Origin of the sequence: Caulobacter sp. D5 (assembly GCF_003185805.1) — a bacterium.
Taxonomy (GTDB): Bacteria; Pseudomonadota; Alphaproteobacteria; order Caulobacterales; family Caulobacteraceae; genus Caulobacter.
On the sequence record NZ_QHJY01000086.1, the window covers coordinates 21,041 to 42,104 of the forward strand.

Sequence of the window (21,064 nt, forward strand, 5' to 3'; positions counted from 1 at the left end):
GCCCTCCTTTCTTTTGGCCATCAGACGTCCTCGACACTCAAAACGTCATCTTTTCGCCGCGCGCGTTGCCAAGCTGAACGGCGACCGGCTATCTCAACGCCTCGAATTCCCCCGGAGACGTTCCGTCCATGCGCCTGTCGCGCTACTTCCTGCCCGTTCTGAAAGAAGCTCCCTCCGACGCCCAGATCGCGTCCCACCAGCTGATGCTGCGCGCGGGCATGATCCGCCAGGAGGCCGCCGGCATCTACGCCTGGCTGCCGCTGGGTCTGCGGGTGCTCAACAAGATCGAGCAGATCGTCCGTGAGGAGATGGATCGCGCGGGCGCCATCGAGCTGCTGATGCCCACCCTGCAACTGGCCGACCTGTGGCGCGAGTCGGGCCGCTACGACGCCTACGGCCCGGAGATGCTGCGCATCACCGACCGCCACGAGCGCGAGCTGCTGTACGGGCCCACCAACGAGGAAATGGTCACCGAGATCTTCCGCGGCTCGGTGCGGTCGTACAAGGACCTGCCCAAGAACCTCTATCACGTGCAGTGGAAGTTCCGCGACGAGCGCCGCCCGCGCTTCGGCGTGATGCGCGGCCGCGAGTTCCTGATGAAGGACGCCTACAGCTTCGACCTCGACGCCGAGGGCGCGCGCAAGTCGTACAACCGCATGTTCGTGGCCTATCTGAACCTGTTCTCGCGGATGGGCCTGAAGGCCGTGCCGATGCGCGCCGACACCGGCCCGATCGGCGGCGACCTGAGCCACGAGTTCATCGTCCTGGCCGAGACGGGCGAAAGCGCCGTCTTCTGCCACAAGGACCTGGTCGAGATGGCTGCGCCCGGCCCGGACGTCGAATGGTACGGCGACCTGCAGCCGTTGGTAGACCAGCGCACCGCGCTCTACGCCGCCACCGAGGAAATGCACGACGAAGCCGCCTTCGACGCCATTCCCGAGGGCGACCGCCTGTCGGCCCGCGGCATCGAGGTCGGCCACATCTTCTCGTTCGGCACGAAGTACTCCGAGCCGATGAAGGCCCTGGTCATGGGCCCCGACGGCAAGGAAGTCCCGGTCCAGATGGGCAGCTACGGCGTCGGCGTCTCGCGCCTGCTGGGCGCGATCATCGAGGCCAGCCACGACGACGGCGGCATCATCTGGCCGGAAAGCGTCGCGCCCTATCACGTGGGCATCGTCAACATGCGCCAGGGCGACGCGGCCTGTGACGCCGCTTGCGACGAGGCCTACAAGGCCCTGCAGGCGGCCGGCGTCGACGTGCTCTACGACGACACCGATGCGCGCGGCGGCGCCAAGTTCGCCACCATGGACCTGATCGGCCTGCCCTGGCAGCTGATCGTCGGTCCCAAGGGCGTCGCCGAGGGCGTGGTCGAGCTGAAGAACCGCAAGACCGGCGAGCGCGTGTCCGAGCCGCTCGACGCGGTCCTGGCCCGCCTGACCGGCAAGGCCGCCTGATGGCTATCGGCGCGGGGCCTTTCGGAACCTGGGAACGGACGGTCGCCTGGCGTTACCTGCGCACCAAGCGCAAGAACGGCGGCGTCGCTCTGATCTCGGTGATCTCGTTCAGCGCGGTGATGCTGGCGGTCTTCGCCCTCATCACCGTGATGAGCGTCATGAACGGCTTCCGCGCCGAACTGCTCGGCCGGCTGCTCGGCTTCAACGGTCACATCTACGCCCAGGGGCCGCTGGTGAACGGTCCCGACCGTGAGGGCGTCATCGCCCGCATCAAGGCCGTGCCCGGCGTCATCCAGGCCGCGCCCCTGGTCGAGGCCCAGGCCATGGTCATCGGTCCCAACCAGGTGACCGGCGCCATCGTCCGCGGCGTCAATCCGGCCGACCTGCGCGGCATGAAGCTGATCTCCGCCAACATCAAGCAGGGCTCGCTCGACGGCTTCGGCGAGGGCGAGTACGGCGGCGACATGGTGCTGATCGGCGACCGCATGGCCCGCAACCTGGGTCTCTCGGTCGGCGACCCGATCACCCTGATCTCGCCCGCCGGTCCGGCCACCGCCTTCGGCACCTCGACCCGCGAGAAGGACTATGTCGTCGGCGGGATCTTCAGCGTCGGCATGAGCCAGTTCGACGAGTCCTACGTGATGATGCCGCTGGCCCAGGCCCAGCCGTTCTTCGGGCGCGACACGGCCATCGACTATGTCGAGGTCAAGCTCACCGATCCCGACAACGCCAAGCTGGCCAAGGCCACCATCGAGCAGGCCGTCGGGCCCGGCGCCTTCATCACCGACTGGATGGACAAGAACAGCAGCTACTTCAACGCGCTGCAGGTCGAGCGCAAGGTCATGCGCCTGATCCTGTTCTTCATCGTCGCCATCGCCACGCTGAACATCATCTCCGGCCTCGTCATGCTGGTGAAGAACAAGGGCCGGGACATCGCCATCCTGCGCACCATGGGGGCCAGCCAGTCCTCGATCCTGCGCATCTTCATCATGGCCGGCGCCTCTATCGGCGTGGCCGGCACCCTGGCGGGCCTGCTGCTGGGCACACTGTTCTGCGCCAACATCACCGCCATCCAGAACTTCGTCGAATGGGTGACCGGCACGGCGGTGTTCAGCGCCGACATCTATTTCCTCGCCCATATCCCGGCCAAGATCGACTGGGTCGAGGTGGCCGGCGTCGTCTCGATCTCCACCCTGATGAGCGTGCTGGCGACCCTGCCGCCGGCGCTGCGGGCCTCGCGCCTCGATCCCGTTGAGGCCCTTCGCTATGAGTAGTCCGGTCCTGGCCCTGCGCGGCGTCGAGCGCACCTATGTCACCGAGGCGGGCAAGCTGACCGTGCTGCGCGGCGTCGATCTCGACGTGTATCCCGGCGAAGTGGTCGGCCTGATCGGACCCTCGGGCTCGGGCAAGTCGTCGCTGCTGCACGCCGCAGGCCTGCTGGAGCGCCCCGACGCCGGCGTCATCGCCGTCGACGGCAAGGACTGCTCCAAGCTTTCCGAGCGCCAGCGCACCAAGGTGCGGCTGTCGACCGTCGGCTTCGTCTACCAGTTCCACCACCTGCTGCCCGAGTTCACGGCCGCCGAGAACGTGGAGCTGCCGCTGATGATCGCCGGCCGCCGTCGTGGCGAGGCCCGCGAGCACGCCGTGGGTCTTCTCAGCCAGCTGGGCCTTGCGGCCCGCGTCGATCACCAGCCCGGCCAGATGTCGGGCGGCGAGCAGCAGCGCGTGGCCATCGCCCGCGCCCTGGCCAACTCGCCCAAGCTGCTGCTCGCCGACGAGCCGACGGGCAACCTTGATCCGGGGACCTCGGCCGCCACCTTCCAGGCGCTCTACGACCTGGCGCGCGGCCAGGGCGTCGCCGCCCTGATCGCCACCCACAACATGGAACTGGCCCGCTACATGGACCGCGTCTTCGCCCTGCGCGACGGCCACCTGGAGCCGCAGACGTTCTAGCGCCTAGAGCATTTTCGAGCGAAGTGGCTTCCGGTTCGCGTGAAGAAAATGTGTCGAAAGTAAAGACTAGAGCAGGGCGTTCCGCATCGCGTCGAAGAACCCCGCCTGGTCGATCTTCTTGATCACCCGGGCGTTGGGTTCGCGGCGCTTCAGGGCCGGGTCGGCGATCTCGATATCCGGCAGGATCGAGTGCGAGACGCTGAGATAGCCGCGCGTCAGCTCGCCCATGGTCTCGACGTCGATGACGCAGCGCTCGGCGTCCAGCACCAGGGCCTCGTCCAGCATGGCCGCGCAGGTCAGGGCGTCGGGGTGCAGGCTGCCGTCCAGACCCTCGGTGTCGCGGGCGAAGGCCAGCGAGGCCTCGTTGACCTTGGTGAAGAACTTGGCGCGTGGGGTGCCGATCGCATCCAGCTCGGCGAGCTGCGCCGTGCTCAGCAGGCCGTCGCGAAGGGTCTCGGTCCAGGTCACCACGTGCAGGTCGAAGCCGGCGTTGACGACGATCTTGGCCGCTTCTGGATCAACATAGAAATTGTACTCGGCCGCCGGCGTGACGTTGCCGACGCCGTTGTCGGTGCCGCCCATCACCCACAGGGCCTTGGCGGCCTTTGCGATGCGCGGCTCGCGCAGCACGGCCAGGGCGATGTTGGTCAGCGGCGCCTGGGCCAGCAGGGTGATCTCGCCGGGCGCTTCCATCACCCGCCGCACGATCTCGTCGGCCGCGTGGCCGGGGGAGGGGCGCTGGGCGGTCTTCGGGAACGCCGCGTCGCTCATGCCGTCGGCGCCGAACACATAGGCGGCGTCCAGCGGGATGCGGCTGAACGGTTTCTGGGCGCCCAGATAGACCGGAACGCCGGCCGCCTCGCAGGCCTCCAGCGTCACCAGGGCGTTCTCGGCGTGCTGCTCGAAGCCGACATTGCCGTGGCTGATGGTGATCGCCTCCACGGTCACGCCAGGGCGGCGCAGGGCGAGCATCAGGGAGAAGACGTCGTCTCCGGCGGTGTCGGTGTCGATGATCAGGCGCATGAAACGGCTTCTGCCGTGTTCCCGCCGGCAAGGCCAGAGCCGGAAGGTTGTGGCGCGACTATCAACCCCACGCGGCAAAAAAGCTCGCAATTCGCCTGTGGACTATTGCGATGAGAACGAAAGGGGAATAGAGAACAAAAAGGCAACTGGCCAACGAGCTGTGGAGGGATGTTATGGTCCGGATCGCGCGTGAGTCTTTGGCGCTTGTATCTGTCGCCGGCTTCGTCTGGATGATGTGTTCGGTCGCCCAGTTGGTGGCCTGAGTCGAGAAGCAGCGAGGTCATGGTCATGTCGGGTGTGGAAGGTCAGGGTTTCGTCCACCTCCGCGTCCGGTCGGCCTATTCGCTGCTGGAAGGGGCCATCAAGGCCGACAAGATCCCGGGCATGACAGCCGCCGGCGGCATGCCCGCCGTGGGGATCACCGACCGGGCCAACCTGTTCGGAGCCTTGGAATTCTCCGTCTACGCCAAGGACAACGGCGTGCAGCCGCTGATTGGCTGCGCCCTGCCGGTAGGCGGCATCGGGGCCAAGCCGTCCGAACGCTGGGCGCGCGAGCCGACGATCACCCTGCTGGTGCAGAACGAGAAGGGCTATCTGAACCTCTCGGAACTGTCGTCCCTGGCCTATCTGGAAAGCGGCGAGCTGGCCGAGCCGGTGGTGCCCTGGGCCAAGGTGGTCGAGCACGCCGAAGGCCTGATCCTGCTGTCGGGCGGAACCGACGGTCCGGTGGACTCGCTGCTGGCGGCCGGCAAGACGGCCGAGGGGCACGCGGCCCTGGCCGAGATGCAGCGGGTGTTCGGTGACCGCTTCTATGTCGAGCTCCAGCGCCATGGCCTGCCGCAGCAGGCGGCGGCCGAGCCCGGGCTGGTCGACTGGGCCTATGACCATGACGCGCCGCTGGTCGCCACCAACGACTGCTACTACGCCAAGCCCGAGCTCTACGACGCGCACGACGCGCTGCTGTGCATCGCCGACGGCTCGTTCGTCGGCCAGGACGAGCGCCGGCGGGTGACGCCCGAGCACTGGTTCAAGCCGGCCGACGAGATGCGGAAGCTGTTCGCCGACCTGCCCGAGGCCTGCGACAACACCCTCGACATCGCCCGGCGCTGCGCCTTCATGGTCAAGAAGCGCGACCCGATCCTGCCCAGCTTCCCCACCGGCGACGGTCGCAACGAAGCCGAGGAACTGGCCCACCAGGCCCGCGAAGGCCTGCGCAAGCGGCTCGACGGCCTGACCCTGGCGATGGAAGAGCACGTCTATTGGGAGCGGCTCGACTTCGAGCTCGGCATCATCGTCAAGATGGGCTTCCCCGGCTACTTCCTGATCGTTTCCGACTTCATCAAGTGGGGCAAGGACCACGGCATTCCGGTTGGTCCGGGGCGGGGGTCGGGCGCCGGTTCGCTGGTCGCCTGGGTGCTGACCATCACCGACCTGGATCCGCTGCGCTTTGGCCTGCTGTTCGAGCGCTTCCTCAATCCCGAGCGGGTCTCCATGCCCGACTTCGACGTCGACTTCTGCCAGGAGCGACGCGAAGAGGTGATCGCCTACGTGCAGGACAAGTACGGCCGCGACCGCGTGGCCCAGATCATCACCTTCGGTTCGTTGCAGGCCCGCGCCGTGCTGCGCGACGTCGGCCGGGTAATGCAGCTGCCGCTGGGTCTGGTCGACCGTCTCTGCAAGATGGTGCCCAACAACCCGGCCGCGCCGGTGACCCTGGCCCAGGCCATCGACATCGAGCCACGGCTCAAGCAGGCCAAGAACGAGGACGCCAACGTCTCCAACTGCCTGGACGTGGCCCTGCAGCTGGAAGGCCTGTTCCGCAACGCCTCGACCCACGCCGCCGGCGTGGTCATCGGCGACCGGCCGCTGACCCAGCTGACCCCGCTCTACAAGGATCCGCGCTCGGACTTCCCGGCCACCCAGTTCAACATGAAATGGGTCGAGAGCGCCGGCCTGGTGAAGTTCGACTTCCTGGGCCTGAAGACCCTGACCGTGCTCGACCGGGCGGTGAAGCACCTGCGCAAGCGCGGCATGGAGGTCGATCTCGGCCGCCTGCCGTTCGACGACACCAAGAGCTACGAACTGCTCGCCTCGGGTCAGACGGTCGGCGTGTTCCAGCTCGAAAGCCAGGGCATGCGCGACACCCTGCGCAAGATGCGCTGCGGCTCGATCGAGGAGATCACCGCGCTGATCTCGCTCTATCGCCCGGGCCCGATGGACAACATCGACACCTTCGTCGACTGCAAGTTCGGCCGAAAGCCCGTCGACACCCTGCACCCGTCGCTGGAAGGCGTTCTGCGCGAGACCTACGGGGTCATCGTGTACCAGGAGCAGGTGATGCAGATCGCCCAGATCCTGGCGGGCTACAGCCTGGGCGAGGCCGACCTGCTGCGTCGCGCCATGGGCAAGAAGAAGAAGGAGGAGATGGATCTCCAGAAGATCCGTTTCGTCTCCGGCGCCAAGGAGAAGGGCGTCCCCGAGGACCAGTCGGGCTCGATCTTCGAACTGGTGGCCAAGTTCGCCGGCTACGGCTTCAACAAGAGCCACGCGGCCGCCTACGCCCTGATCGCCTATCAGACGGCCTGGCTGAAGGCCAATACGCCGGTCGAGTTCCTCGCCGCGTCGATGAGCCTCGATATCTCCAATACCGACAAGCTGGCGGTCTTCCACCAGGACGCCCGCCGCTTCTCGATCACGGTGCGGGCGCCGGACGTCAACCGCTCGGGCGCCGACTTCGAGGTCGAGAACGGCGAGGTGCTCTACGCCCTGGGCGCGGTGCGCAACGTCGGTCTGGAAGCCATGAAGCATCTCGTCGCCGTGCGCGAGGAGGGCGGGCCGTTCCGTGACATCTTCGACTTCGTCGAGCGCGTCGATCCCAAGCAGGTCAACAAGCGGGCCATCGAAAACCTGGCCCGGGCCGGGGCCTTCGACTCGCTGCACAAGAACCGCGCCCAGGTGTTCGCCAACGCCGACGTGCTCATCGCCCACGGCCAGAGCATCGCCGCCGATCGCCAGGGCGGTCAGCACGCCCTGTTCGGCGGCGACGCCGCCGCCAGCCGGCCGCGCCTGAAGAAGGTCGAGCCCTGGACCCAGGTCGATCTGCTCGACGAAGAGCTGTCGGCCGTCGGCTTCTACCTGACCGGCCACCCGCTCGAGGACATGATCGGCATGCTGCGCCGCCGGCGCACCGTCATGCTGACCGAGGCCCTGGCCCAGGCCGAGGCCGGCGCCGAGGCTCTGCGGATGTGTGGCATCGTCCGCCGCCGCCAGGAACGCGCCTCCCAGAGCGGCGAGCGCTTCGCCTTCGTCTCGCTGTCGGACCCGTCCGGCGAGTACGAGGTGCTGTTCCCGCCGGAGTCGCTACGCAAGTGCCGCGACGTGCTCGAGCCGGGCAAGGGCGTGGTCATCAAGGTCCGCTCCAAGGCCCGCGACGGCGAGGTTCGGTTCTTTGGCGACGACGCCGAGCCGATCGAGAAGGCCATCGAGAACGTGGTCGCCGGTCTGCGCGTTCACCTGTCGCCGTCGGCCACGGAGATCGAGGCGCTCAAGCGCCGCATCGAACCGGCCGCGGCCCAGAAGGGCGGCGAGATCAGTTTCGTGGCGGCGCTCGGCGGCGGCCGCGAGATCGAACTGAAGCTGCCGGGGCGCTACACCCTCGACGCCTCGCTGCGCGGCGCGCTGAAGACCGCGCCGGGCGTGGCGCTGCTGGAAGACATCTAGCGTCGCTGTCCGCCCCTGAACTGGCTTGGCGTGTTCGCCGGGGCGGCGCGGATGGATCTACGCTAAGGGCTTGAGGCTCATCGTGCGGCATAGGCGCTGAGCCTGATCGAGGACGCTGGCCGCGAGCCGCAGCCGGCGAAAGGGAGGACGACATGACCAAGCACGCCGGCGGCTGCCAATGCGGCAAGGTCCGCTTCGAGGTCGAGGCCGACCTGTCGCAGACCATCACCTGCAACTGTTCGCGCTGCGGCAAGCTGGGCTCGGTCCTGGCCTTCGCGCCGATCGACCAGTTCTCTCTGGTCTCGGGCGAGGACGCCCTGACCGAGTACCGGTTCAACACCGGCAAGATCCAGCACCTGTTCTGCGCCGACTGCGGCATCGAATCCTTCGCCCGCGGCGAAGCCCCGAACGGCGCGAAGATGGCGGCGATCAATGTCCGCTGCGTCGACGGCGTCGACGTCTTCGCCCTGGAGCCGCAACAGGTCGACGGCAAGTCGTTCTGACGTAAAGGGCGGCCAGGTCGGTCCGAACAGGCGCCAACCTCTGTCGCCGCTTCAGTCGATGTTGCTTCGAGGGGGCGCGGGCAGGAGCGCTTGGGAGCGGGCAGGCTCAGGCCTCGCCCCTACATCACTTCAACCCGGCGGCTCGCCCGGAACCTGTCGTCGTGCGGTCTCAGTGGGAGGCTCCCGCCGCTCCCCTTTGAGAACGTGGGCGGTCTCGGGTCTCAGGTCCACGAACCGGCTGGACGCTATGGTGGCCGAGACGAGATCGTTGTGCGCTGACGGGATGCCCGCCTCGTCCTCCTAGGCCGTATCTGCATTCAGCTGTTCGCGACCTTCAAAACCGTGTTTCCCCGCAAAGGCGGGGATCCGAGCTGGTTTTCAGGATGAGGCGCGGCCGTGGATCGATTTCAACCTCGGCTTGGATCCCCGCTTTCGCGGGGATGCTCGGTGAAAAATGAGCTCAGGCCGGCGAATCTCTATCCGACCTACCGCGCCGAGAACCTGACCACGGCCGGGGTCGCCGGAACGCCCGCATCCGAGGCGAACTTGCGGTGGCGGTCGTTGTTGAAGCCGACCTCGTAGCTGCGTCCGGCCTGGACCGTGCAGGAGAGGGTGAAGCTGCGCCGGTCCCTGGACTGGACGGGCTTGGGCGCGCAGGCCGGGAACGTAGCCGGGTCGCGGGTGATGAACGACCAGCCCGCCTGCTTCGGCTGGTCGAAGGTTACGGTCAGGGAGATAGACCCGGCCGGAACCACGGCGCCGGGCGCGGGCGAGACGGCGACGACGCGGGGCGGCGCGGGCGGCCGCGGTTCCTTGTGGTCGGCGACGGCGAGGGCGGCGAAGGCGCCGACGGCGGCGGCTAGGGCGATCATGGCTGAAGCTCCGGCGAGGAGGGGCCAGGCGGCCCGGTGGGCGAGGTTGCGTCGTCCGTCCTGGCCCGGCGGGCGGTGCGCGGCCATCCCGATTTTCTCGTCCCGAATTTCTTGTGGCGAAGTTCCGGAAGCTCCGAGCGGCGCTTCGGCCGGCGCGCCGTTGGCCGGGACGACCGTTCCATCCCCCACCGCGTCGCCCGTCCCATCGCCCGCCACCAGGCGCGCCAGTTGCCGGCTGCTGCCGACACCGGTCTTGCGCCGCGCCTCGCGCAGTCGCTCGTTGACCGCGCTCTCGCTGACGCCGAGCGCGACGGCCGCGCTCTTGGCTGTGTGGCCGCGCGCCAGCAGCAGCAAGACGCGGCGTTCGGCGTCGGACAGGCGCGAGAGGTCTGACATCGGGGTCCTGCGTTGCGCGCGGTCTGGATGCGGCGCGGGCGCGCACTCAACCTTTTCGGCCGTCGTTCGGCAATGGTCGGGGAGGGCGGTCCCCGATTCCGTCCGGACATGCCGACGACCTTCCCATCGACGGCCGGCGCATGCGCGCCGCCGCGAATGTCCGGAAAGAACGACCCTTGCGGCCGGCGAGCGTCGGGAAAGGCTTGCATTCAGCGCGTTTCGCGACTATCTGCGCGCCATTCCACACGCGGACGTTCGGCAGCGCCGGGGAGACATCCCGACGTCGCCGTTCCGGTCCCGCCTCCAGAATGGTCTGGAGCGGGGGTGTCCGCGGAGGTTCAACCGGAAAAAGGATAAAGGCCCGATGGCTCTTCCCGAATTCTCCATGCGTCAGCTCCTGGAAGCCGGCGCCCACTTCGGCCACCAGACGCACCGCTGGAACCCGAAGATGGACCGCTACATCTTCGGTTCGCGCTCGAACATCCACATCATCGACCTGTCGCAGACCATCCCGCTGCTGCACCAGGCCCTGGTGAAGGTCCGTGAAGTCGCCGCCGCCGGCGGCCGCGTGCTGTTCGTCGGCACCAAGCGCCAGGCTTCGGATCCGGTCGCCACGGCCGCCAAGCGCTGCGCCCAGTACTACGTGAACCACCGCTGGCTCGGCGGCACCCTGACCAACTGGCGCACCGTCTCGGGCTCGATCGCTCGTCTGCGCGAGCTGGAAGGCGTCCTGGGCGGCGACGGTTCGGGCCGTTCCAAGAAGGAACTGCTGCAGCTGACCCGCGAGCGCGACAAGCTCGAGCTGTCGCTGGGCGGCATCAAGGACATGGGCGGCATCCCCGACATCATGTTCGTGATCGACACCAACAAGGAAGCGATCGCGATTCTGGAAGCCCGCAAGCTGAACATCCCGGTCGTCGCCATCCTCGACACCAACTGCGATCCGGACGGCATCACCTACCCGATCCCGGGTAACGACGACGCCGCCCGCGCCCTGCAGCTGTACTGCGACCTGGTCGCCGACGCCGTCCTCGACGGCCTGGCCGCCGGCCAAGCCGCTTCGGGCGTCGACCTGGGCGCTTCGGTCGCTCCGATCGAGCCGGCCCTGGCCCGCGAACTGACCCCGGAAGTCGCTCCCGAAGCGGCCGCCCCGGAAGCTGCTGCTGAAGAAGTCGCCGCTCCGGCCGCCGACGAATCGGCTGCCGGCTGATTTCTCTTCGGCCGCCGGCTCTCCTGACGGAGGGGCGGCGGCCGTCGCGCTACCGACACGCGACCGGGCTATCAAGCCCGGTCGCTAAACGTTTGAATCTGGAGATTTTCCATGGCTGAGATCACGGCTGCGCTGGTCAAGGAACTGCGCGAAAAGTCCGGCGTCGGCATGATGGACTGCAAGAAGGCCCTGTCCGAGAACAACGGCGACATCGAAGCGTCCATCGACTGGCTGCGCGCCAAGGGCCTGTCCAAGGCCGCCAAGAAGGCCGATCGCGCCGCCGCCGAAGGCCTGGTGGCCATCGCCGTCGCCGAAGCCGGCGCTGGTGAAACCGCGACCGCCGTCGAAGTGAACGCCGAAACCGACTTCGTGTCGCGCAACGACCTGTTCCAGGGCGCTGCTCGTCAGATCGCTCAGGCCGCCCTCGGCACCGACGGTTCGGTCGAAGCCATCGGCGCGGCCAAGCTGGCCGGCGGCGAGACCGCTCAGGACCACCTGACCAACCTGATCGCCACGATCGGCGAGAACATGATGGTCCGTCGCGCCGCCAAGTGGACGGTCGAGAACGGCGTCGTCGCCTCGTACATCCACAACGCCACCGCGCCGGACCTCGGCCGCATCGGCGTGCTGGTCGCCCTCGAGTCGGCCGGCGACAAGGCCGCCCTGCGCGAGCTGGGCCGCAAGATCGCCATGCACGTCGCCGCGACCGCCCCGCTGTCGCTGTCGCCGGACGATCTGGACCCGGCCGCCATCGAGCGCGAAAAGGCCGTGTTCACCGAGCAGGCCCTGGAATCGGGCAAGCCGGCGGCCGTCGTCGAGAAGATGATCGAAGGCCGCATCCGCAAGTTCCTGGAAGAAGTCGTGCTGCTGAAGCAGGCCTTCGTCATGAACCCGGACCAGACCGTCGAGCAGCTGGTGGCTGAAACCGGCAAGACCCTCGGCGCGCCGATCGTCGTGAAGGGCTTCACCCGTCTCGCCCTGGGCGAAGGCGTGGAAAAGAAGCAGGACGACTTCGCCGCCGAAGTCGCCTCGATGACCGGCCAAGCCTAAGGCTGGACAAGACAGGCAAGGCGGCGGGCAGGTTTCGCCGCTTTCGCTGTCGTCAAATCAAGGGCGCGGCGCGCATCGAACGCGCGCCGCGCCCTTTTTTTGCGCTTGAACGGCGTCGCGCCCGGATGGCGCAAAACCGATCCCACTTTTGTGTAACGCACACTATGGTGCGTGCCGACGACTCAGGAAGAGCCCGGTCCATGTCCGATCCCACCCCCGCCAAGCCGTACCGTCGTCTTCTGCTCAAGGTTTCCGGCGAAGTGCTGATGGGCGACACGCCCTACGGGATCGACACCAACACCGTCCAATCCGTCGCCCTCGACATCGCCGAGATCGTCAAGTCGGGCGTCGAGCTGTGCCTGGTGATCGGCGGCGGCAACATCTTCCGCGGCATGGCCGGCGCGGCCAAGGGCATGGAACGCTCCAGCGCCGACTACATGGGCATGCTGGCCACCGTCATGAACGCCCTGGCCATGCAGGACGCCCTCGAGCGCATCGGCGTCGAGACCCGCGTGCAGTCGGCCATCCCGATGGCCACCGTCTGCGAGCCCTACATCCGCCGCCGGGCCCAGCGCCACCTCGAGAAGGGCCGCGTGGTGATCTTCGCCGCCGGCACCGGCAACCCGTTCTTCACCACCGACACCGCCGCCGCCCTGCGCGCCGCCGAGATGCAGTGCGACGCCCTGTTCAAGGGCACCAGCGTCGATGGCGTCTACACCGCCGATCCCAAGAAGGATCCCACCGCCCAGCGCTACGACCGCCTGAGCTACATGGACGTGCTGGCCAAGGACCTGCGCGTCATGGACGCCTCGGCCGTCGCCCTCATGCGCGACAGCAACATCCCGATCGTGGTGTTTTCGATCAAGGGGCGGGGTAACCTGCTCGACGTGCTGCGTGGCCAAGGCACGCACACCGTCGTCGCCAACGCCTGATTTTATCTAAGCGAAGAGAGCCCAAGCCATGGCCGCCGCCGAAAAGCCCGTCCTTTCCCGCTACAAAGACCGCATGGACAAGGCCGTGCTCGCCCTGAAGGACGAGTTCGGCTCCCTGCGCACCGGCCGCGCGTCGGCCAGCCTGCTCGACCAGGTGATGGTCGAGGCCTACGGCTCCAGCACGCCGCTGAACGCCGTGGCCTCGGTCAGCGTCCCCGAGCCGCGTCAGATCAACGTCAGCGTCTGGGACCGCGGCGTCGTCGTCTCGGTCGAGAAGGCCATCCGGGCCTCGGGCCTGGGCCTGAACCCGGTGGTCGAAGGCCAGAACCTGCGCATCCCGATCCCGCCGCTGACCGAGGAGCGCCGCAAGGACCTCTCCAAGATCGCCGGCAAGTACGCCGAACAACAGAAGATCGCCGTGCGCAACGTTCGCCGCGACGCCAACGACGACCTCAAGAAGGCCGAGAAGGACAGCGCCATCAACGAGGATGAGCGCAAGAAGATGGAAACCGAGGTCCAGAAGCTGACCGACGAGGCCATCAAGCGCATCGACGAGGCCTTGAAAACCAAAGAACAAGAGATCATGCAGGTCTGATCGTCCTCTAAGCTGGACGCCTGGGGGACGAGAAGGGAAGGCTAAGAGCGCATGTCGCCGAAGACCGGCCTGCAGACCAAGACCGCGCGCCCCGGGGGCGAGGCCGGCGCGGGTCTGCATGCGGCCATCATCATGGACGGCAACGGCCGGTGGGCTAAGCGTCGCGGCATGCCGCGCGCGCTGGGCCATCGGGCCGGCGTCAATGCGCTGAAGCGCACGGTCGAGGGCGCGCCCTCGGCCGGCGTCGCCGTGCTGACCGTGTTCGGCTTCTCGACCGAGAACTGGCGCCGCCCGGCCCAGGAAGTCTCCGAGCTGATGGGCCTGCTCAAGGCCTATGTCGAATCGGACCTGGAACGTCTGAGCCGCGAAGGCGTCCGTGTGCGGATCGTCGGCCGGCGCACCGGCCTGTCGCCCGACGTGCTCGAGGTGATCGAGCGCGCCGAGCGCCGCACGGCCAGCAACGACCGCTTCCTGCTGCAGGTGGCCTTCAACTATGGCGGCCAGGCCGACATCACCGACGCCGCGCGCCGCTTCGCCGAGCAGGTCGAGCGGGGCGAGGCGAGGGCGGCCGATCTCAACGAGCAGATGTTCGGCGGCTTCCTGTCGACCTCGGCCGCGCCCGCGCCGGACCTGATCGTCCGCACCAGCGGCGAGCACCGCATCTCCAACTTCCTGCTGTGGGAATGCGCCTACGCCGAGCTGATCTTCCAGGACGTTCTCTGGCCCGACTACGGCCCCGAGCACCTGGCCGCCGCCGTCGCGGAATATCGTAGCCGTGACCGGCGCTATGGAGGCATTGCGGCCGATGACGTCGCCGTCGCCGGCTAAGCGCTTCAACTGGGGCAATCTCTGGACGCGCGTGGCTTCGGCCACCGTGCTCGTTCCCACGGTCGTGGCCGCCGTCTGGCTGGGGAGCTACTGGTTCCTGGCCCTGGCCCTGGTGTGCGTGGGCCTGCTGGCCCGCGAATGGGGCAAGATCAGCGCCCCCAAGGCCCCCAACGCGGTCGGCGCCGTCGTCGCCGTCTTCTGCGCCGTGGCGGTGATCGCCGCCTTCCTGGCCCACTTCTTCGTCGCCTGGGCCGTCGTGCTGGCCGGAGCCTTCCTGGCCGGCCTGATCGCCCGCGGCGCGGTCGAGCGCCGGGCCGACGCGGCCTATGGCGTCATCTACATCGCCCCCGCCGTCATCGCGATGGTCTGGGTGCGCTCGCTGTCGGACGGCCTGTGGTGGACGCTGCTGCTGTTCGTCGTCACCTGGTTCGCCGACATCTTCGCCTATGCGACCGGCAGCGTGCTGAAGGGCCCCAAGCTGTGGCCCCGCATCTCGCCCAACAAGACCTGGTCGGGCTTTGTCGGCGGCCTCGTGGCGGCCACGCTCGGCGCCGTGGCGGTGTCGGAGCTGGCCGACCTGCGCCTGATCTGGCCGGCGGCGGCGCTGATCGGTCTGCTCGGCGGTCTGGCCACCATGGCCGGCGACCTCTGGGAATCGATGCTCAAGCGCCGCTTCGGCGTGAAGGACAGCGGCGACCTGATCCCCGGCCACGGCGGCCTGCTGGATCGCGTCGACGGCCTGATGTTCGCGGCCATCGTGGTGGCCGCCGTGCGCCTGATCGACCACTGGGGATGGGCTCATTGACCGCGTCCCGTAAGGTTGTGGTTCTGGGATCGACGGGGTCGATCGGCGTCTCCACCCTCGATCTCTTCGAACAGTCCAAGGTTCCGGTCGAGATCCTGGCCCTGGCCGCCGGCCGCAATGTCGAGCGCCTGGCGCAGCAGGCCCTGCACTGGCGGCCCAAGCTGGCGGTGATCGAGGACGAGCGCCTGCTGGGCGAGCTTCGCGAACGCCTGGCCGGTTCGGGCGTCGAGGCCGCAGCCGGTCCCGCCGCCGTCGAGCAGGCCGCCGCCATGGGCGCCGACTGGGTGATGTCGGCCATCGTCGGCGCGGCGGGTCTCGCGCCCACCCTGGCGGCCGCCCGCACCGGCGCGGTCGTGGCCCTGGCCAACAAGGAAAGCCTGGTCTGCGCCGGCCCCGAACTGCTGCGCATCGCGCGCGAGGCCGGCGGCACGGTGATCCCGGTCGATTCCGAGCATTCGGCCATCTTCCAGGTGCTGCAGCCGACCTGCCTGGACCGCGTCGCGCGCCTGATACTCACCGCCTCGGGCGGCCCCTTCCGCACCTGGACCCGCGAGCAGATGGCCGCCGCCACGCCCGAGCAGGCCGTGGCCCATCCCAACTGGTCGATGGGCGCCAAGATTTCGGTCGATTCCGCCTCGATGATGAACAAGGGGCTGGAGATGATCGAAGCCTCCTACCTCTTCGACACGCCGGAAGAGCGCATCGGCGTCGTGATCCACCCACAATCCGTGATCCACAGCCTGGTGGAGTACACCGACGGCTCGACCCTGGCGCAGCTGGGGCCTCCGGACATGCGCAGCCCGATCTCCTACGCCTATTCCTGGCCCGAGCGCCTGGCCTGGCCGGCCAAGCCCCTGGATCTGGGCGCCTATGGCCAGCTGACCTTCGAGGATCCGGACCTCGAGCGGTTCCCGCTTTTGGGCGTCGCGCGGGAAGCTTTGCGCCTCGGCGGCGGCGCGCCGACGGCGATGAACGCGGCCAATGAGGTCGCCGTCGCGGCTTTCCTTGACCGGCAGATCGGCTTTCTCGATATTGCCGCCTCGGTTGAGGGGACGCTTGAACGCATGAATGGGGTAGGGGACCTCGCCGTAACGGCGGGTGACGTTCTTGACACAGCCATGATGATCGACGGCTCGGCCCGCCGTATTGCGGCCGAGGTTGTCGCTCACAAGCGCCTTTAGTGAAGTGACCGGGGAGCTCTGATTCCAAGCCGATGATCAGTCTTCTGATCTCGATCGTGTCGATGATCATCGTGCTGTCCGTCGTGGTGACGGTGCACGAGCTCGGACACTTCTGGGCGGCGCGCGCGTGCGGCGTCGCGATCGATCGTTTTTCGATCGGCTTCGGCTCGGCCCTGTTCTCCTGGCGCGACAAGCACGGCGTGGAGTGGCGGATCGCCTCGATCCCGCTGGGCGGCTACGTGCGCTTCGCCGGCGACGAGAACGCCGCCAGCGTGCCCGACCAGAACGACCTCGACGCCATGAAGGCCGAGATCGCCCAGCGCGAAGGCGCGGCGGCCGTCGGCAAGTACTTCCATTTCAAGCCGATCTGGCAGCGGGCGGTCATCGCCGCCGCCGGTCCCTTCGCCAACTTCGTGCTGGCGACGCTGATCTTCGCCGTGGTGCTGCTGGTCATCGGCGACCTGAAGTCGCCCGCCACCATCTCGGCCGTGACGCCGGGCAGCGCCGCCGCCGAGGCGGGCTTCCGTCCCGGTGACACCATCGTCCGCATCGACGGCCGCAAGGTAAAGGACTTCCAGCAGGTCCAGCGCTACGTGACCCTGCGCGCCAAGCTGCCGATCGTCTTCGGCGTCGAGCGCGCCGGCCAGACCGTCTCTCTGACCGCCACGCCGCGCCTGGTCGAGCAGAAGGACCAGTTCAGCGGCCGCGTGAAGGTCGGCCAGCTGGGTCTCGAAAGCCGCAGCCGGCCCTACCTGCAGAAGTCCAGCCTGCTCAGCGCCATCCCCGACGCCGTCGGCCAGGTCTGGGACATGCTCAAGACCATCGCCTTCTATCTGGGCCGCCTGCTGACCGGTCAGCTGCCGGCCGACCAGATCAGCGGCATCATCGGCATCGGCCACTCGGCCGGCGCGGTGACCAAGGCCAGCGTCGAAGGCGCGCCTGACGTCGGCACGGTGATGCTGCGGCTGCTGTTCAACCAGTTGCTGTTCATCGCCAGCCTGTCGGTCAGCATCGGTTTCATGAACCTGCTGCCGATCCCCGTGCTCGATGGCGGCCACCTGCTGCTCTACGCCTACGAGGCCGTCTTCCGGCGTCCTCTGCGCGCCGACTTCCAGGCCGCCGGGTTCCGGGCGGGCCTTGCCTTGATCCTTGGTTTCATGCTGTTCGCGGCCTGGAACGACCTCAACCGCTTCGACGTGTTCAAATTCATCGGCGGCCTGTTCACGTGAACGCCGCCCGCCCGTCCATGATTGGTCCCATGAGCAAAATTCGCGCACACAGCGCCGCGTTCGCCACCGGCGTTGCGCTCCTCTTCGGCTCCACCGCCCTGATCGCGCCGCAGGCGGCGTTCGCCCAGGCCCAGACCTCGGGCGTGGTGCAGCGCATCGTCGTGCAGGGCAACGAGCGGATCGAAGCGGGCACCGTGCTGTCGTACCTGCCGATCCAGGCCGGCGAGACCGTCGATCCGGCCCGCCTCGACCTGGCGCTGAAGACCCTGGCGCGCACCGACCTGTTCGCCGACGTCTCGATCGAGCTGGTCGGCGGCGACCTGGTGGTCAAGGTCGTCGAGAACCCGATCATCAACCAGGTGGTCTTCGAAGGGAACTCGGCGCTCAAGGAAGACAAGCTGAAGGACGAGGTCCAGATCCGTCCGCGCGGCATCTTCACCCGCGCCAAGGTTCAGGCCGACGTCCAGCGCATCATCGAACTCTACCGCCGCTCGGGCCGCATCTCGGCCACCGTGACCCCGAAGGTCGTGGAGCTGCCGCAGAAGCGCGTCGACCTGGTGTTCGAGATCAACGAAGGCCCCAAGAGCGGCGTCCTCGGCGTCAACTTCCTCGGCAACAAGGAATTCTCGGACAACGAGCTGGCCGACGTCATCGTCACCAAGGAGTCGCACTGGTACAAGTTCCTGACCAGCAACGACAACTACGACCCGGACCGTATCGAGTACGACCGCGAACAGCTGCGTAAGTACTATCGCAACCGCGGCTTCTTCGACTTCCGCGTCGTGGCCTCGACGGCCGAGCTGGCGACCGACAAGAACGGCTTCGCGGTCACCTACACGATCGACGAAGGCCCCAAGTACAAGTTCGGCAAGGTCACCGTCGAAACCGAGCTGAAGAAGCTCGACGGCAACCTGCTGGCCCAGATCCTGCCGATCAAGACCGGCCAGATCTACGAGGACGAGCGCATCGAGCAGGCCACCGACGCCCTGACCTTCGCGGCGGGCGCGGCCGGCTTCGCCTTCGTGGACGTGCGTCCGCGCTACGTGCCCAACCGCGAGACCCAGACGGTCGACGTGGTGTTCCAGGTGCGTGAAGGCCCGCGCGTCTACGTCGACCGCATCGACATCGTCGGCAACACCCGCACCCTCGACTACGTCTTGCGCCGCGAGATGGAAGTCGCCGAAGGCGACGCCTACAACCGCGTGCTGGTCGATCGGTCGCGCAACAACATGCGCCGCCTGGGCTTCTTCAAGGACGTCAACATCGAGGAAGTGCCGAGCAGCGCCCCCGACCGCACCGCCCTGCGCGTGAAGGTCGAGGAGCAGCCGACGGGCGAATTGTCGTTCAGCGCCGGCTACAGCTCGGTCGACCAGCTGGTGCTCGACGTCGGCGTCACCGAGCGGAACTTCCGCGGTCGCGGCCAGAACCTGCGCGCCCGCGTCTCGGTCGGCTCGCTGCGTCAGCAGGTCGACTTCGCCTTCACCGAGCCGCGCTTCCTGGGCCGCAACCTGGCCGCCGGCGTGAACCTCTATTCGTACCGCTACGACCTCAGCGACTACGCGGCCTACGACACCAAGTCGATCGGCGGCGGCTTCACCCTGGGCTTCGGCCTGACCCAGAACACCTCGATGAGCCTGCGCTACACCCTGCGCCAGGACGAGGTGGACGTGGCCGACAGCTACTGCACCGCCGGCACCGTTTCGGCGATCCTCTGCCTGCAGCGCGGCGCCTACATGACCTCGCTGGTCGGCTACGGCCTGCGTCTGGACAAGCGGAACGATCCGCTGCGTCCGACCCGCGGCTTCTTCGCCGACCTGAACCAGGACCTGGCCGGCTTCGGCGGCGATGTGAACTACCTCAAGACCGAGGTGGACGGCGGCTGGTACTGGGGCTTCAACAAGGACTTCGTCCTGCAGGCCACCGGTTCGGCCGGCTACATCGAGGGCTGGGGCGGCGACAGCGTCCGCATCAACGACCGCTTCTACAAGGGCGGTTCCAGCTTCCGCGGCTTCGAGACCGCCGGTATCGGCCCGCGCGACACCTCGACCGACAGCAGCGCCCTGGGCGCCAAGCTGTACGCCATCGGTTCGCTGGAGCTGAGCATCCCGACCTTCCTGCCCGAGCAGTACGGCATCAAGGCCGCCCTGTTCACCGACTTCGGCACCGCCGGTCAGCTGGATGACGTCGATCGCCAAAGTTCGACCGGAGTCTTCGACGAAAACATCCGGGACAACCTCGGTCTGCGGGCTTCCGCCGGCATCAGCATCGACTGGAAGTCGCCCATGGGTCCCATCCGGTTCGACATCAGCCAGATCCTGAAGAAGGAAGACTACGACCGGACGGAAACCTTCCGCTTCTCCACTTCAACCCGTTTCTAATCTCCACAAGGCTCCTGACAGCATGTCCTCCAAGTTCTTCGCCGCGGCCGCTTCGGGCCTGGCCGCGCTCGCCGTGGCTTCCGGCGCTTTCGCTCAAGCCGCCGCTCCGCTCGCCAAGGCTCCGGCCGCCCCGGCCGCTCCGCCGATCACCCACGGCGCGGCGATCCCTAGCCTGTGCGTGTTCTCGGCCGGCGCCGTTCGCGGCACCTCGGCCACCGGCAAGGCGCTCGACGCCCGCCTGAAGGCCCTGCAGACCACGGCCGAGTCGCCGCTGGCCGCCCGTGAAAAGGCCCTGCAGACCAAGATCGACGCCTTCAACGCCGCGGCCAAGACCCCGGCCGCCGACATCACCGCTCGCGAAAAGCAGAAGTCGGACCTGGAACTGGAGCAGAGCGCCCTGCAGCGCGACGCCGCCCACACCCAGATGGAACTGGTCGCCACGGCCAACACCGCCCAGCAGCAGTACCAAGTGGAATTGCAGCCGGCCGTGATCGCCGCCTATCAGCAAAAGGCCTGCGGCCTGCTGGTCGAGCGCAACGCCGTGGCCATCTTCAACCCGGCCATGGACATCACCCCGCAGGTCGTCAGCCTGCTGGACGCCCGTGGCAAGGCCACGTCGTTCCAGGCCCTGGAACGCACCAAGCTGACCCCGCAGCAGGCCGCCCAGCTGGCCGCCGAACTGCAGCGGAACTAAGGACTAAGAGGGCCCCGCCCGGCTTCTCGCCGGGCGGGCGCCTTCCGTTACGGCATTGACTCGGGACGGCTTTCGGCCGCCTACACTTCGTCCGTATCGGGCGATTCCCGGGACGGCCGTCGTCGAGAGGTTTCCATGCCGGACCCCCGCTTTTTCGAGACCCTGGGTCCGGTTTCCGTGTCCGATCTGGCCCTGGCCGGCGGCGCGGAGCTTGCCGATCCGACCCTGGGCGAGCGCCTGA

At 67.8% G+C, this 21,064-nt stretch carries 18 protein-coding genes; 16 read left to right on the plus strand and 2 right to left on the minus strand.

The window, feature by feature from the left end; translation table 11 throughout:
* The first annotated feature begins 128 nt into the window (after nucleotides 1-128).
* The 3 genes from proS to DMC18_RS06535 are packed head-to-tail and all read left to right on the plus strand — an operon-like array spanning nucleotide 129 to nucleotide 3,407.
* Nucleotides 129-1,454 (plus strand): proline--tRNA ligase, encoded by a 1,326-nt coding sequence (proS, locus tag DMC18_RS06525; protein WP_110117778.1) that lies wholly within the window; start codon nucleotides 129-131, stop codon nucleotides 1,452-1,454.
* The gene (locus tag DMC18_RS06530) at nucleotides 1,454-2,728 is read left to right on the plus strand and encodes a lipoprotein-releasing ABC transporter permease subunit (RefSeq protein ID WP_110117779.1); all 1,275 of its coding nucleotides are present in this window, start codon (nucleotides 1,454-1,456) and stop codon (nucleotides 2,726-2,728) included. Before proS ends, DMC18_RS06530 begins: the two co-directional genes overlap by 1 nt.
* Nucleotides 2,721-3,407, plus strand: coding sequence for an ABC transporter ATP-binding protein (locus DMC18_RS06535; protein ID WP_110117780.1), 687 nt, complete (start codon nucleotides 2,721-2,723; stop codon nucleotides 3,405-3,407). Before DMC18_RS06530 ends, DMC18_RS06535 begins: the two co-directional genes overlap by 8 nt.
* Nucleotides 3,408-3,473: 66 nt before the next feature.
* On the opposite strand, the gene DMC18_RS06540 is transcribed toward DMC18_RS06535, so the two are convergent.
* Nucleotides 3,474-4,430, minus strand: a complete 957-nt coding sequence (locus tag DMC18_RS06540; protein ID WP_110117781.1) for a nucleoside hydrolase — start codon at nucleotides 4,428-4,430, stop codon at nucleotides 3,474-3,476.
* A 173-nt stretch (nucleotides 4,431-4,603) separates the two neighbouring features.
* Between DMC18_RS06540 and sidA the strand changes: the two genes are divergently transcribed.
* The 3 genes from sidA (at nucleotide 4,604) to DMC18_RS06555 (ending at nucleotide 8,653) form a co-directional block, all read left to right on the plus strand.
* Nucleotides 4,604-4,693 carry a cell division inhibitor SidA gene (gene sidA, locus DMC18_RS06545; protein ID WP_058346375.1) on the plus strand — a complete coding sequence of 30 codons (90 nt, stop codon included), beginning with the start codon at nucleotides 4,604-4,606 and terminating at the stop codon, nucleotides 4,691-4,693.
* 25 nt (nucleotides 4,694-4,718) lie between these two features.
* Nucleotides 4,719-8,150 (plus strand): DNA polymerase III subunit alpha, encoded by a 3,432-nt coding sequence (dnaE, locus tag DMC18_RS06550; RefSeq protein ID WP_110117785.1) that lies wholly within the window; start codon nucleotides 4,719-4,721, stop codon nucleotides 8,148-8,150.
* A 152-nt stretch (nucleotides 8,151-8,302) separates the two neighbouring features.
* A complete protein-coding gene (locus tag DMC18_RS06555; protein ID WP_110117782.1) occupies nucleotides 8,303-8,653 on the plus strand; it encodes a GFA family protein in 351 nt (116 codons plus the stop codon).
* Nucleotides 8,654-9,138: 485 nt separating this feature from the next.
* On the opposite strand, the gene DMC18_RS06560 is transcribed toward DMC18_RS06555, so the two are convergent.
* A complete protein-coding gene (locus tag DMC18_RS06560) occupies nucleotides 9,139-9,921 on the minus strand; it encodes a helix-turn-helix transcriptional regulator (RefSeq protein WP_110132782.1) in 783 nt (260 codons plus the stop codon).
* 364 nt (nucleotides 9,922-10,285) lie between these two features.
* On the opposite strand from DMC18_RS06560, the gene rpsB reads away from it, so the two are divergent.
* The 10 genes from rpsB to DMC18_RS06615 all read left to right on the plus strand — a co-directional run bounded on the left by rpsB (nucleotide 10,286) and on the right by DMC18_RS06615 (nucleotide 20,823).
* Nucleotides 10,286-11,131, plus strand: a complete 846-nt coding sequence (gene rpsB, locus DMC18_RS06570; RefSeq protein WP_110117786.1) for a 30S ribosomal protein S2 — start codon at nucleotides 10,286-10,288, stop codon at nucleotides 11,129-11,131.
* Nucleotides 11,132-11,242: 111 nt separating this feature from the next.
* Entirely contained in the window at nucleotides 11,243-12,181 is a 939-nt protein-coding gene (tsf, locus tag DMC18_RS06575) for a translation elongation factor Ts (protein ID WP_110117787.1), read from the plus strand.
* 200 nt (nucleotides 12,182-12,381) lie between these two features.
* Nucleotides 12,382-13,113, plus strand: coding sequence for a UMP kinase (pyrH, locus tag DMC18_RS06580; protein ID WP_110117788.1), 732 nt, complete (start codon nucleotides 12,382-12,384; stop codon nucleotides 13,111-13,113).
* A gap of 28 nt (nucleotides 13,114-13,141) precedes the next feature.
* Nucleotides 13,142-13,708: a ribosome recycling factor gene (gene frr / locus DMC18_RS06585; protein ID WP_058346382.1), complete on the plus strand. Its 567-nt coding sequence runs from the start codon at nucleotides 13,142-13,144 to the stop codon at nucleotides 13,706-13,708.
* A 51-nt stretch (nucleotides 13,709-13,759) separates the two neighbouring features.
* Nucleotides 13,760-14,536 carry a polyprenyl diphosphate synthase gene (gene uppS / locus DMC18_RS06590; protein WP_110117789.1) on the plus strand — a complete coding sequence of 259 codons (777 nt, stop codon included), beginning with the start codon at nucleotides 13,760-13,762 and terminating at the stop codon, nucleotides 14,534-14,536.
* Entirely contained in the window at nucleotides 14,496-15,341 is an 846-nt protein-coding gene (locus DMC18_RS06595) for a phosphatidate cytidylyltransferase (RefSeq protein WP_199228289.1), read from the plus strand. The genes uppS and DMC18_RS06595 overlap by 41 nt, the downstream gene beginning before the upstream one ends.
* On the plus strand, nucleotides 15,329-16,522 hold the full coding sequence (gene dxr / locus DMC18_RS06600) for a 1-deoxy-D-xylulose-5-phosphate reductoisomerase (RefSeq protein WP_110117791.1): 1,194 nt from the start codon (nucleotides 15,329-15,331) through the stop codon (nucleotides 16,520-16,522). Before DMC18_RS06595 ends, dxr begins: the two co-directional genes overlap by 13 nt.
* A gap of 32 nt (nucleotides 16,523-16,554) precedes the next feature.
* Nucleotides 16,555-17,751 (plus strand): RIP metalloprotease, encoded by a 1,197-nt coding sequence (locus tag DMC18_RS06605; protein ID WP_110117792.1) that lies wholly within the window; start codon nucleotides 16,555-16,557, stop codon nucleotides 17,749-17,751.
* Nucleotides 17,752-17,768: 17 nt separating this feature from the next.
* Nucleotides 17,769-20,129, plus strand: a complete 2,361-nt coding sequence (bamA, locus tag DMC18_RS06610; protein WP_110117794.1) for an outer membrane protein assembly factor BamA — start codon at nucleotides 17,769-17,771, stop codon at nucleotides 20,127-20,129.
* Between the two features lie 22 nt (nucleotides 20,130-20,151).
* Entirely contained in the window at nucleotides 20,152-20,823 is a 672-nt protein-coding gene (locus DMC18_RS06615; RefSeq protein ID WP_110117793.1) for an OmpH family outer membrane protein, read from the plus strand.
* Nucleotides 20,824-21,064 lie beyond the last annotated feature (241 nt).

Excerpts from the sequence above, each read along its gene's own strand:
- bamA (WP_110117794.1), top strand. The coding sequence starts at position 17,769 with ATGATTGGTCCCATGAGCAAAATTCGCGCACACAGCGCCGCGTTCGCC.
- DMC18_RS06530 (WP_110117779.1), top strand. The coding sequence starts at position 1,454 with ATGGCTATCGGCGCGGGGCCTTTCGGAACCTGGGAACGGACGGTCGCC.
- dnaE (WP_110117785.1), top strand. The coding sequence starts at position 4,719 with ATGTCGGGTGTGGAAGGTCAGGGTTTCGTCCACCTCCGCGTCCGGTCG.
- DMC18_RS06605 (WP_110117792.1), top strand. The coding sequence starts at position 16,555 with ATGATCAGTCTTCTGATCTCGATCGTGTCGATGATCATCGTGCTGTCC.
- uppS (WP_110117789.1), top strand. The coding sequence starts at position 13,760 with ATGTCGCCGAAGACCGGCCTGCAGACCAAGACCGCGCGCCCCGGGGGC.
- pyrH (WP_110117788.1), top strand. The coding sequence starts at position 12,382 with ATGTCCGATCCCACCCCCGCCAAGCCGTACCGTCGTCTTCTGCTCAAG.
- rpsB (WP_110117786.1), top strand. The coding sequence starts at position 10,286 with ATGGCTCTTCCCGAATTCTCCATGCGTCAGCTCCTGGAAGCCGGCGCC.
- sidA (WP_058346375.1), top strand. The coding sequence starts at position 4,604 with ATGGTCCGGATCGCGCGTGAGTCTTTGGCGCTTGTATCTGTCGCCGGC.
- DMC18_RS06555 (WP_110117782.1), top strand. The coding sequence starts at position 8,303 with ATGACCAAGCACGCCGGCGGCTGCCAATGCGGCAAGGTCCGCTTCGAG.
- DMC18_RS06535 (WP_110117780.1), top strand. The coding sequence starts at position 2,721 with ATGAGTAGTCCGGTCCTGGCCCTGCGCGGCGTCGAGCGCACCTATGTC.
- dxr (WP_110117791.1), top strand. The coding sequence starts at position 15,329 with ATGGGCTCATTGACCGCGTCCCGTAAGGTTGTGGTTCTGGGATCGACG.
- DMC18_RS06560 (WP_110132782.1), bottom strand. The coding sequence starts at position 9,921 with ATGTCAGACCTCTCGCGCCTGTCCGACGCCGAACGCCGCGTCTTGCTG.
- proS (WP_110117778.1), top strand. The coding sequence starts at position 129 with ATGCGCCTGTCGCGCTACTTCCTGCCCGTTCTGAAAGAAGCTCCCTCC.
- tsf (WP_110117787.1), top strand. The coding sequence starts at position 11,243 with ATGGCTGAGATCACGGCTGCGCTGGTCAAGGAACTGCGCGAAAAGTCC.
- DMC18_RS06540 (WP_110117781.1), bottom strand. The coding sequence starts at position 4,430 with ATGCGCCTGATCATCGACACCGACACCGCCGGAGACGACGTCTTCTCC.
- DMC18_RS06615 (WP_110117793.1), top strand. The coding sequence starts at position 20,152 with ATGTCCTCCAAGTTCTTCGCCGCGGCCGCTTCGGGCCTGGCCGCGCTC.
- DMC18_RS06595 (WP_199228289.1), top strand. The coding sequence starts at position 14,496 with ATGGAGGCATTGCGGCCGATGACGTCGCCGTCGCCGGCTAAGCGCTTC.
- frr (WP_058346382.1), top strand. The coding sequence starts at position 13,142 with ATGGCCGCCGCCGAAAAGCCCGTCCTTTCCCGCTACAAAGACCGCATG.